The following is an 11,161-nucleotide window of genomic DNA, read 5'->3' on the forward strand; positions in this document are numbered from 1 at the left end:
ATGATGATGGGCGGCCAAAACGGTAGCCAGCCAGGCATGATGATGGGCGGCCAAAACGGAGGTCAGCCACCAGGCATGATGATGGGCGGCCAAAACGGAGGCCAGCCACCAGGCATGATGATGGGCGGCCAAAACGGAGGCCAGCCACCAGGCATGATGATGGGCGGCCAAAACGGAAGCCAGCCAGGCATGATGATGGGCGGCCAAAACGGAGGCCAGCCACCAGGCATGATGATGGGCGGTCAAAACGGAGGTCAGCCACCAGGTATGATGATGGGCGGTCAAAATGGATTTCAGCCAGGCATAAAGGAGATGCAAATAGGAGGTCCTCCAGGGATGATGGGCAGTCAAAACGGAGGCCAGCCAGGCATGATGATGGGCGGTCAAAACGGAGGCCAGCCAGGCATGATGATGGGCGGTCAAAACGGAGGCCAACCAGGCATGATGATGGGCGGCCAAAATGGAGGCCAGCCAGGCATGATGATGCCGGGACAATTTGGCGGTCAGCCGGACATGATGATGGGTGGTCAAAACGGAGGTCAGCCAGGCATGATGATGGGCGGCCAAAACGGAGGCCAGCCAGGTATGATGATGCCGGGACAATTTGGCGGTCAGCCGGACATGATGATGGGTGGTCAAAACGGAGGTCAACCAGGAATGATGCCGGGACAATTTGGTGGTCAGCCGGACATGATGCGCGGGCAGCTTGGGGGGCAACCAGAAGCTATGTTACCTGGACAAATGGGAGGCCAACCAGGCCAATTCGGGGGCGTTCGTGCACCTGAAACATTTGGGATACCGACATATGTAGATGAAAGCGATGACTACTAATCATCAAGGAGACAGTGTTTTTAACACTCGTCTCCTCTCTTATTTAAATCGTAAGCCAAAGAATGTCCACCATATCCAAAGCAGTGTCTATTTAATAACTTTTGAAAAAGGTCATTCAGTGATCCTTAAAGGATTTGACAGTTTTGAAAAATGGGATCGACAAAGAGAACTGACTTCTTTATTAAAACAAAAGGGATTTCATCAAACGTATTATATTCATCAGCATTTAATGCCCTTTCAATTTAAAGGGAAGTGGTATGGCAGTATGGACTATTTTCCGCCGAACAAGAAAAAATTCAGGTTTTCCAATGATAAGGACCGCTTAGAAGGCATTGAGTTACTGGAAAGCTTCCATGATGTGTCGGAAAATCTCTCCATTAACGCGCCTATGTTCAATCAATCAAAAAAGTGGAAAGAACGCTTATCACTATTTAAAAAGAACTTTTCTTATGTTCGCCAATATGTTTCCGAAGATATTATCAAGGAATGGATTAGATGGGGGGAATGGTCACTAGAGGGGTTTGATAAATATCAGTCTTTATGGGATAAGGAAAAGAAAGTCATCATTCATGGTGATTGTGCCCACCATAATTTCTTGCGGAGAGCGGACGGCACGTTGACTTTAATCGATTTTGACTTAATGGCAAGTGCCCCAAGGTGCATTGATTATTTACAGTATGCAAATCGAATTTCGCCACAACTGGAAGATGCGGCCAACGAGCTGTGGGAAGTGCCGCAATTGCAAAGGTATCAGTCAGACCTGGCTTTTTTATATGCTTTAACATACCCTACCGATATCTTCCGTGAATGGAATCGCCTTAATAAAAGTTCTTCCCAGCTTCATTCGGTCTGGAAAATGACCGTGGAAGGTTTTTCGGAGCGAATGGAGATGAATAAAAAATTGGAGAAAAGGATTTCTTCCCTTAATAGGAATTAAAACGGGTTTTTGGCCGTATCTTACAGAGTACATTTCCCGTTCGACACCCATGCTAATTATGAGCGGAATATAGCTCATTCTATTGCAATGGGAGGGTTATTGGTGCAGAAAATAAAATGGGCACAGCCACTTTGTACGGTATTGGCCGCCGTCAGTTTGGTTGGATGTGCTAATAATGATACAGCGGAAAATGAAAATATCACGAATGATACAGGGTACCATGAAAAAGATGCATTGGTGCGAAACATCAATTATGAGAATATGGTGCATGGTTTATACAATAAAGATGATGCGTACAGTAAGAGTGACCGTAACTACCATGGACATGAAAGTAAGCCGCTAAAGGCAAAATCATCTTATTATAATTCTTATGAAGGTTCTTTAGCCGACAGAGTAAATGGTGTCGCCAATAAAGTGGAGCCGGTTAGCGATGCCAGGACAATCATCATGCAAGATGAAATGCTGGTAGCCTTGCTGCTTGATGACTATAGCCAAGCAAAAGATGTTAAACAAAGAATCAAAAAGGAGATCGGACCGCTTACCAATGGCCGTACCCTATATGTAACCACCGATGAAGGTGTCTACTTCAGGACGATGACACTTGATAATAATCTTCGGGATGGCGATACGAGGGAAATGATCATTTTGGATGCCAATGACATGTTCGATAACCTTAACATCCACGAAAATCACTTAAAATAATTTGTGGGCTGACCCGACTTGGAGTCAGCTCTTTTTGATTTTTTTCTGGTTAATAATCCTTATTTGGGTCAAACTACATAAAAAGTAAACGCCTTAAGAGGTGAGTATATTGTTTAATCAATTTAGAATCCAATTTTTCATGGCACTTTTCATATTGCCATTTTGCTTGACCGTTTTTGCGGAAGAAACCGTTCAAAAGGAAAATGATCCCATTGAAAGGAAGGTCATTCTTCAGCGTATGTATTTGGATGGCGAGTTAAGTGAAGAGAAATTGACAGAAACAATTTGGTCGATGGAGGACTTTTGGGCAAAATATGAAGGATGGCAAGTAGTCGATCAAAGTGAAGAGCAGATTGTCATGAAGAAAATTGAGAATGACATATCTCCGCTGTTAAAAGCGAATGGTTACCTTGGGATGAGGGAAGATGGTACATTATCCATTTTTATTGGAAGGCCTGAGCACGCCAAGATCATTCATACATTCTACCAAATAGACGTTGGTAAACTTGAAGCATACAAGCAGGAGGAACTGCAAAAAGGGATTCCAATCATGAATAAAGACCAATATAAACAGCTCATTAAAGAATATGAGCCATATTCGGTAAACTAGGGTGGGATGATATCCCATCCTTCAGACTGTAGACTAAAACTCGATAGTAATGGAGTTGTCTGCAGTTTTTTTGGTGTTTACCATTACCGTTGATTTCCACTGTGGGCACTCGCTTTCCGCGAGCGTTCCACCCTTGGCGCTTTTGCGCCAGTCGGGTCTCCCTTGGACGCAAGTCTTGCACGCCTGTTTCAATCAACTTTGTTTTAGCTTTGAGGTGACACTCGGAATTCCTTGTGGATAGACTTTGCCGAATATGAAATAACTTTTAATGAACAACACCCCTTTTTATGATAAAATGAGAGGTACAGCAAAATCAGGGAGAGAATTAATTTGTATGATTATATAAAAGGCAAGGTCGATTATATCGGACCTGAATACATAGTTGTGGAAAATGGGGGGATCGGATATCAAGTGATGACGCCGAATCCTTTTATTTTTTCCGCTCAATACCAGAAAGAAATCCAAGTTTTCCTGTATCATTATGTTCGTGAGGATTTGGTGGCATTATACGGATTTCAGACTCGTCAAGAAAAGGCGTTATTCACAAAATTATTGAATGTAACCGGAATCGGGCCGAAGGGTGCTCTAGCCATATTGGCATCAGGCCAGGTTGATCAAGTGGTACAGGCGATCGAAAATGAAGATGAATCATTTTTGGTGAAATTCCCGGGAGTCGGAAAGAAAACGGCACGGCAAATGATTCTCGACTTAAAAGGGAAACTGGAGAACATTATACCGGATGCGTTTCCAAGCTTGTTTAACGAAGGAGTCACGGCTGCAATCAGTCCAAATGGTTATTCGGAGGAATTGGATGAAGCCATTCTTGCATTGAAGGCTCTTGGTTATTCTGAAAAGGAAGTTCAAAAGGTTGCCAAGAAATTGCAGGCTGAAGATATGACGACCGAGCAATATATTAAGAAATCATTGCAAATGATGTTAAGATAAGGAGTGGCGCAATGGAGGAGAGAATATTCAATCAGGAAGCCGATTTGAACGAACTGTCCTTTGAACAAAGCCTGCGGCCGCAAAACTTAAAGCAATATATCGGACAGGATAAAGTGAAAGCGAATTTGAGTGTATACATCGAGGCGGCAAGGATGCGTGAAGAAACGCTCGATCATGTACTTTTATATGGACCGCCTGGTCTTGGTAAGACGACGCTTGCCGTCATCATCGCCAATGAAATGGGTGTAAATATCCGCACGACTTCCGGTCCCGCCATTGAGCGGCCGGGAGATCTGGCGGCCATTTTGAGTGCACTTGAACCAGGTGATGTATTGTTCATTGATGAGATTCACCGTCTTCCCCGTGTCGTTGAGGAAGTGCTATATCCGGCTATGGAGGACTTTTGTCTGGATATAGTAGTCGGTAAGGGACCGGAAGCCCGATCGATCAGGATCGACTTGCCGCCGTTCACCCTCGTAGGGGCCACGACACGGGCAGGCTCGCTGTCTGCACCGCTCAGGGACCGATTTGGTGTTTTGAGCCGTCTTGAATATTATACGGAAAACCATTTGACTGATATCATCATCCGTACAGCAAGAATCATGGATACGGAAATGGATGATCAAGCAGCGGCAGAGCTTGCAAGAAGGTCAAGGGGCACCCCGAGAATTGCCAATCGCCTTTTACGGAGGGTCAGGGATTTCGCCCAGGTGCGCGGTGATGGGACGATAACGGCAGAGCTTGCCGATTATGCGCTTGAATTAATGCAGGTCGACCGTTTAGGACTCGATCATATTGACCATAAATTACTTAAAGGGATCATTGAAAAATTCCGTGGCGGGCCAGTGGGCCTGGAAACGATTGCGGCAACCATTGGCGAAGAGGCACATACGATCGAAGATGTGTATGAACCATATCTGTTGCAAGTCGGTTTTCTTCAGCGTACCCCTAGAGGCCGGATGGCAACACAGCTTGTTTATGAGCATTTCGGAATGGAGATGCCTGAATGATGAATATACCAAAGATGGTCATGATTCTGGGTGTGGTTATATTCGTGATTGGTTTTGCGATGAAATATGTTCATCTCGGCAGGCTGCCGGGAGATATTTTTCTGAAAAAGGGGAATACGACTTTTTACTTTCCTATCGTTACATCAATCATCGTCAGTGTTGTGTTGTCCGCGATTTTTTATTTGATCGGCCGTTTTAAATAATGATTACAGCTTGATAGACACGTAAGGAAGTGGAACAGATGAAATTGGATATGTTTGATTTTCATTTACCGGAGGAACTGATTGCACAAGTTCCTTTGGAGGATAGGGAAGCAAGTAGATTGATGGTACTGGACAAAGAAACCGGTAAGCTCCAGCATGATGTATTCAGCCATATCACGGAATATATCAAACCGGGAGATTGCCTGGTGTTGAATGATACAAAAGTGCTTCCGGCCCGACTATACGGCAGTAAAGAAGGGACGGGAGCAAAGATCGAAGTATTGCTGCTTAAGCAAGAGCATGATGATGTCTGGGAAACGCTTGTGAAGCCGGCCAAACGGATTAAGGAAGGCTCGACGATCGTTTTCGGCGATGGTAAGCTGAGTGCCGTCTGTACAGGTGTACTCGAGCATGGCGGCCGTATCCTTGAATTTAAATATGATGGCATATTTTATGAAATACTGGAGAAGCTGGGCGAAATGCCGTTACCTCCATACATCAAGGAGCAACTCGATGATCAGGACCGCTATCAAACCGTATATGCGCGGGAACGGGGATCTGCAGCGGCACCAACCGCTGGTCTGCATTTTACGGAGGATTTGCTTGAGAAACTTAAAGGGATGGGTGTCCACATCGCCTTCATCACGCTGCATGTCGGGCTTGGAACATTCCGTCCGGTAAGCGTCGACGATATTGACAGCCATGAAATGCATTCGGAATTTTATCAAATGACGGAAGGCACTGCCAGATTACTGAATGACGTAAAGGAAAAAGGCGGGAAAATCATTACGGTCGGCACTACGTCCACAAGGACATTGGAAACGATTGCGTCCCGCAATGATGGGGTTTTCAAGGAAGAGAATGGCTGGACGAGCATCTTCATTTATCCTGGCTATGAGTTCAAGGGGATCGATGCGATGATAACGAACTTCCATTTGCCTAAATCGACTTTAATCATGCTTATTTCTGCACTTGCAGGCAGGGAGCATGTCCTTCATGCCTATGAAACGGCTGTGGAAGAAAAATATAGGTTCTTTAGTTTTGGAGATGCAATGTTAATTAAGTAATATAAGAGTGAGAAGCTCTTGAAGGGAGTTATTGCGTTGACTGCAATACGATATGAGTTAATCAAAACATGTAAACAGACAGGGGCACGGCTAGGCCGGGTCCATACGCCGCATGGTTCTTTTGAAACGCCGGCATTTATGCCGGTTGGAACGATGGCTACTGTCAAAACGATGTCCCCGGAAGATTTGAAACAAATGGGGGCAGGCATCATCCTGAGCAATACGTACCACCTATGGCTGCGTCCGGGGCATGAAATCATCAAGGAAGCTGGCGGATTGCATAAGTTCATGAACTGGGATCGGGCGATTTTGACCGACTCAGGCGGCTTTCAAGTCTTCAGTTTAAGCGAGTTCCGCAAAATTGAAGAAGAGGGTGTGCATTTCAGGAACCATCTGAATGGCGATAAATTATTTCTATCTCCGGAAAAAGCGATGGAAATACAAAATGCGCTTGGCTCCGATATCATGATGGCCTTTGATGAATGTCCGCCATTTCCGGCGACTGAAGAGTATATGAAGAAGTCGGTTGAACGGACATCGCGCTGGGCGGAACGCTGTTTGAATGCGCATGAGCGTCCAAATGACCAAGGGCTGTTCGGAATCGTTCAAGGCGGGGAGTTTGAAAATCTTCGCAAACAAAGTGCAAAAGACCTTGTCTCCCTTGACTTCCCGGGTTATGCTATTGGAGGACTATCTGTAGGGGAACCGAAGGATATCATGAACCGCGTCCTTGAGTTTACAACTCCGCTGCTGCCATCTGACAAACCGCGCTATCTTATGGGGGTCGGTTCACCGGACTCATTGATCGACGGTGCACTCCGCGGTGTTGATATGTTTGACTGTGTACTGCCGACGCGAATCGCGCGTAATGGTACGCTCATGACGAGTAATGGACGGCTGGTTGTAAAAAATGCGAAGTATGCACGCGATTTTGGTCCAATCGATGAAAATTGCGATTGCCATGTTTGCAAGAATTATAGCCGGGCATATATCCGCCATTTGATTAAATGTGAAGAAACCTTTGGAATTCGCCTTACGACTTACCACAATCTTCATTTTCTGTTAAACTTGATGGAACAGGTCAGACAAGCTATTCGAGAAGATCGTCTTGGAGACTTTAGGGAAGAGTTTTTTGAGCAGTATGGTTTCAATGAACCAAATGCGAGAAACTTCTAATTCCATAAATATTTTAATGAACGAAAGGAGTGAATATACTTAAATGGGTTCTTTAGCACAAATACTTCCGTTGATTTTAATGTTCGTATTGTTCTATTTCTTATTGATCCGTCCGCAGCAAAAACGCCAAAAGGCTACGCAAAACATGCAAAGCAGTTTGAAAAAAGGTGATAAAGTTGCTACTATCGGCGGCATGCACGGGACAATCGATGCAATCGATGAACTGCAAATCGTCATTAAATCACCAGACGGCACAATACTTACTTTTGACCGTGCAGCAATCCGTGAAATTACGGAAAGCGCACCGAATAAAGAAACATCCCTATAAAACAAACGAAAACCGGGCCATGTGCCCGGTTTTTTGCTGTCTAATTTTAATCGGAGCGTGAGTCGGAACTCATGTTGACCCCAAGAACGCCACCCATCATGGCCGTAACCACAAAACAGCCATAGTATATCCATTGCTTGATGGTGAAAAGGGCATCGTGACCTAAATATTGAAAAAGGAACACGACCAACAGATAAAGCAGCCCAGTGCTTCCGCCCAAGAATAGTCCTTGCTTTTGCCCTTTGCCTCCTGATATGAATCCACCAATGAACAGCGATAAAAAGGACACGATCATGACCACGTATGTCAGGGATGATTCCGTCAATGAAGTAAAGCGAAGAAGGGTGGAAACGATTAAACTAGCAATCATCGCTATGGCAAAGATGGAGCCTACGCCATAAATTACGGCGACACTCATTTTTTTAGTTTCGATGGGTATTCCTCCTTTTTAAAAGGCTGATACGTATAGCCTGTTTATGTGTTTGTACAAGCATATTCCCGATATCGAACCTTTAGACCAGGTTTAAGAAGCTTCCCGTAAAATTAGAAAAGATTATAGAGTAATTTATCAGTTCCCAAGCCATGCTATGGATGAAGGAAGTGTTGTTGAATTGGATATTTATCTAGGGATTATATTACGAACGGCGATAATCTATCTGGTCATCTGGTTCCTTTTTCGAATGATGGGTAAGCGGGAAGTTGGGGAACTGAGCGTTCTTGATTTAGTGGTTTCCATCATGATAGGGGACATTGCTGTGCTATCCTTTGAAGATTTGGAAAAACCGTTTATCCGACAGACTATCCCGATGTTTGTTCTCGCGTTCCTCCAAATCACATTGGCATTTGCCTCATTGAAAAGTGTTCGATTTCGCTATTTCATGGACGGTAAGCCGCAGATCATCATTAATCAGGGGAAAATAGATGAAAAGGCGATGCGCAGACAACGATATAATTTTGATGACTTATTGACGCAACTTCGTGAACAAGGAATTATTGATATAAACGAAGTGCAATTTGCCATCCTTGAAACTTCAGGAAAGCTCTCAGTGATTAAAAAAAGCGACGAAGAAGGAGTGGAAAATCAGGTACCATTCCCGCTGATTGTCGACGGAGAGATACAAGAAAAAAATCTTGATAAAATTGGAAAAAATCATGTTTGGCTTTTGAATCAGTTAAAGGAACATGGAGACACGAAGGTTAAAGAGATTTCGATTTGCGGGTACATAGATGGCCAATTTTACATCGATAAAAATGAAATAAAGAAATGACCGAAGCCTTTGAGTGCTTCGGTTCACTTTATTTCCAAGCCAATTTTGACAAAAAGCCGCCAACTACAGGAATCCTGATCAGATCGGCCTTTTTTATGCTGCCGGTCATGAGCAGGAAAAATGTGAACAGCAGGATAACGACGGTTACGGAAAGCAAAAGCCGTATGCCGATAGGTTGTGAAGAAAGCGGGAATTGATAAAGATAATAACCGCCCCATCCTGAAATTAACGCAAGGACCAGAGCAGACATATAGCTTCGGAAATGAAGCGTGAAAGGGACGACCTTCAGCACGGTTGAAAAATGCAGGAAAGTAACGAGCATCGTACCGACGGCTATCCCGATTGCGGCTCCCATGATCCCGAAACTTTCCTTTGAAGCCAGCAGCCAGATCACACCGATTTTAAGGATGTTCCCAGCCAGGCTGTTGAACATGGCGGCCTTTGCAAGGTCCAGTGCTTGCAGCATGGATTGCAGCGGATATTGAAAATAATAAAGGATGAAAAAAGGTGCCAGGAATTTAATGAAAACGGCAGCATGCGAAGATCCGTACATGACTTGCAAGATCGGTTCGGCAAAGATGAACAGAATGACGATAGCTAAACAGCCTGTGATAAAGGTGATTTTCAGGGCTTGTTGAAGCCTGTGTTCAACGAGTAAAAAGTTTCCGGTCGTTCGGGCTTCGCTCACTGCCGGGACAAGCGCCGTCGCCAATGATGATGTAACGAAGGAAGGAAGCATGAGTAAAGGCAGAGCGTATCCAGTCAACTCCCCGTACTGACTGGTGGCTGCGGAAGCGGTGACTCCTGCAAGTGCTAAACTCTGGGCGACCACGATCGGTTCGAAAAACCATGATACCGATCCAATCATCCTGCTCCCGGTGGTAGGAAGGGCAATCCCCATCAATTCTGTGAACGTTCCTTTTCCGGATTTGACATTCTTGAAGAAACCCTTTCTGAACTTAAAATGTTTCTTTACTTTAAAGCTGGTCAATAAGTAAATGAGAGAGACGAGCTCACCGATAATCGATGCAAGCATTGCCCCGGCTGCTGCATATTCGATTCCATATGGCAAAAAGGCCTTGGTCAGGACGGCTATGAAAGTGATTCGGGCCACCTGTTCGATAACTTGCGAGAAGGCGAAAGGCTTCATATTTTGCTTGCCTTGGAAATAACCGCGCAGTACGGATGAAATGGCGATGATCGGGACGATTGGGGCAATCGCCATGAGAGGCCATATCGTCCGTTCGTCCGTGAATAGGTATTCTGATAGAACCGGCGCGAAAAGCAGCATCGCAGGAGTGAAAACCATCGATAGAGTAAAGGTGCAGGCCAAAGAGACGACAAGGATTTTCTTGATTTTCCGTTCATCACCTCTGGCATTGGCCTCGGCCACGTATTTCGAAATGGCGATTGGCAGGCCTAACTGGGTTATGTTCACGACGAGAAAGAGTGTCGGTAAAGCCATCATATATAAACCAACGCCTTCTTCGCCGATGAAGCGGGCGATGACAATACGGTTAATGAAACCAAGAACCCTTGTAATCAGGCTTGCGATTAATAAAATCAGCGTCCCTTTTAAAAATTTGGACATTGAACTCCCTCCCTGCCTTCTCAAAAAAGCGGTTATGCTATACAATTATCTATATGCTTGTACTTGGACAAAGCATGACAAAAGTGTTTGTTTGCGTTCTAACAAATGATAAGAAACCCCTTCTAAGAAAATGCGCATTCATTTGAGAATCATTTTATTGGAGGCAAAGTGATGGCAAAAAAGAATCATCCCTATCAAAGGTATTATTTAAAGGTGCGTCCATTTTTGAAGAGTAAGCGTGAGGAATTCCAAATGGTCGGATTGAATGCCGTAACAGAGGAAGACATATGGGGAACCTTAACCAAAAATAAATGGAAACGCCCGCAGGAAAACATTCACCTTCATGAACTTGTCGCAGATATCGTGACATTTTCGAGCAACCAGTTCATGACCTTCCAAATGGTCGAAGCTTATAAATCACCGAACCTATTCGAACCGCTTTCCGAAGAGGAACTGAAGGAGCTTTTGAAAGAATAACGCAAAGATATACTTA

At 44.6% G+C, this 11,161-nt stretch carries 13 protein-coding genes and 1 pseudogene; 12 read left to right on the forward strand and 2 right to left on the reverse strand.

All coding sequences use genetic code 11. The annotated features are described in order from the left end of the window. From J7I96_RS14945 to yajC, 10 genes and pseudogenes are all read left to right on the forward strand, one after another. Nucleotides 1-831: pseudogene (locus J7I96_RS14945) on the forward strand (hypothetical protein); the annotation flags it as partial. Then, nucleotides 821-1,768, forward strand: a complete 948-nt coding sequence (locus tag J7I96_RS14950) for a phosphotransferase (RefSeq protein ID WP_214925030.1) — start codon at nucleotides 821-823, stop codon at nucleotides 1,766-1,768. The pseudogene J7I96_RS14945 and the gene J7I96_RS14950, both read left to right, overlap by 11 nt. 102 nt (nucleotides 1,769-1,870) lie before the next feature. Next, the gene (locus J7I96_RS14955; RefSeq protein ID WP_214773391.1) at nucleotides 1,871-2,470 is read left to right on the forward strand and encodes a YhcN/YlaJ family sporulation lipoprotein; all 600 of its coding nucleotides are present in this window, start codon (nucleotides 1,871-1,873) and stop codon (nucleotides 2,468-2,470) included. Between the two features lie 100 nt (nucleotides 2,471-2,570). Next, a complete protein-coding gene (locus J7I96_RS14960) occupies nucleotides 2,571-3,080 on the forward strand; it encodes a BofC C-terminal domain-containing protein (RefSeq protein ID WP_396020108.1) in 510 nt (169 codons plus the stop codon). A gap of 330 nt (nucleotides 3,081-3,410) precedes the next feature. Beyond that, the gene (gene ruvA, locus J7I96_RS14965; RefSeq protein ID WP_214773393.1) at nucleotides 3,411-4,025 is read left to right on the forward strand and encodes a Holliday junction branch migration protein RuvA; all 615 of its coding nucleotides are present in this window, start codon (nucleotides 3,411-3,413) and stop codon (nucleotides 4,023-4,025) included. A gap of 11 nt (nucleotides 4,026-4,036) precedes the next feature. Beyond that, on the forward strand, nucleotides 4,037-5,035 hold the full coding sequence (gene ruvB / locus J7I96_RS14970) for a Holliday junction branch migration DNA helicase RuvB (RefSeq protein WP_034308811.1): 999 nt from the start codon (nucleotides 4,037-4,039) through the stop codon (nucleotides 5,033-5,035). Beyond that, entirely contained in the window at nucleotides 5,032-5,238 is a 207-nt protein-coding gene (locus J7I96_RS14975) for a DUF2905 domain-containing protein (protein WP_214773394.1), read from the forward strand. Before ruvB ends, J7I96_RS14975 begins: the two co-directional genes overlap by 4 nt. A 38-nt stretch (nucleotides 5,239-5,276) precedes the next feature. Continuing rightward, nucleotides 5,277-6,305: a tRNA preQ1(34) S-adenosylmethionine ribosyltransferase-isomerase QueA gene (gene queA / locus J7I96_RS14980; protein ID WP_063575570.1), complete on the forward strand. Its 1,029-nt coding sequence runs from the start codon at nucleotides 5,277-5,279 to the stop codon at nucleotides 6,303-6,305. Nucleotides 6,306-6,335: 30 nt separating this feature from the next. Further along, on the forward strand, nucleotides 6,336-7,481 hold the full coding sequence (tgt, locus tag J7I96_RS14985; protein WP_170946880.1) for a tRNA guanosine(34) transglycosylase Tgt: 1,146 nt from the start codon (nucleotides 6,336-6,338) through the stop codon (nucleotides 7,479-7,481). Nucleotides 7,482-7,524: 43 nt separating this feature from the next. Next, the gene (yajC, locus tag J7I96_RS14990) at nucleotides 7,525-7,809 is read left to right on the forward strand and encodes a preprotein translocase subunit YajC (RefSeq protein ID WP_214925033.1); all 285 of its coding nucleotides are present in this window, start codon (nucleotides 7,525-7,527) and stop codon (nucleotides 7,807-7,809) included. Between the two features lie 46 nt (nucleotides 7,810-7,855). Here the strand turns inward: yajC and J7I96_RS14995 are convergent, their stop codons facing one another. Further along, nucleotides 7,856-8,227, reverse strand: a complete 372-nt coding sequence (locus tag J7I96_RS14995; protein WP_214773396.1) for a TIGR04086 family membrane protein — start codon at nucleotides 8,225-8,227, stop codon at nucleotides 7,856-7,858. Between the two features lie 193 nt (nucleotides 8,228-8,420). Between J7I96_RS14995 and J7I96_RS15000 the strand changes: the two genes are divergently transcribed. Beyond that, nucleotides 8,421-9,077: a DUF421 domain-containing protein gene (locus J7I96_RS15000; RefSeq protein ID WP_251029178.1), complete on the forward strand. Its 657-nt coding sequence runs from the start codon at nucleotides 8,421-8,423 to the stop codon at nucleotides 9,075-9,077. Nucleotides 9,078-9,105: 28 nt separating this feature from the next. Here J7I96_RS15000 and spoVB read toward each other — a convergent pair whose 3' ends face one another. Continuing rightward, nucleotides 9,106-10,668: a stage V sporulation protein B gene (gene spoVB / locus J7I96_RS15005; protein WP_214773398.1), complete on the reverse strand. Its 1,563-nt coding sequence runs from the start codon at nucleotides 10,666-10,668 to the stop codon at nucleotides 9,106-9,108. Nucleotides 10,669-10,839: 171 nt separating this feature from the next. On the opposite strand from spoVB, the gene J7I96_RS15010 reads away from it, so the two are divergent. Continuing rightward, nucleotides 10,840-11,145 (forward strand): post-transcriptional regulator, encoded by a 306-nt coding sequence (locus tag J7I96_RS15010; protein WP_034308797.1) that lies wholly within the window; start codon nucleotides 10,840-10,842, stop codon nucleotides 11,143-11,145. Nucleotides 11,146-11,161 lie beyond the last annotated feature (16 nt).

Source organism: Bacillus sp. ISL-78, from assembly GCF_018613455.1.
GTDB lineage: Bacteria > Bacillota > Bacilli > Bacillales > DSM-1321 > Peribacillus > Peribacillus frigoritolerans.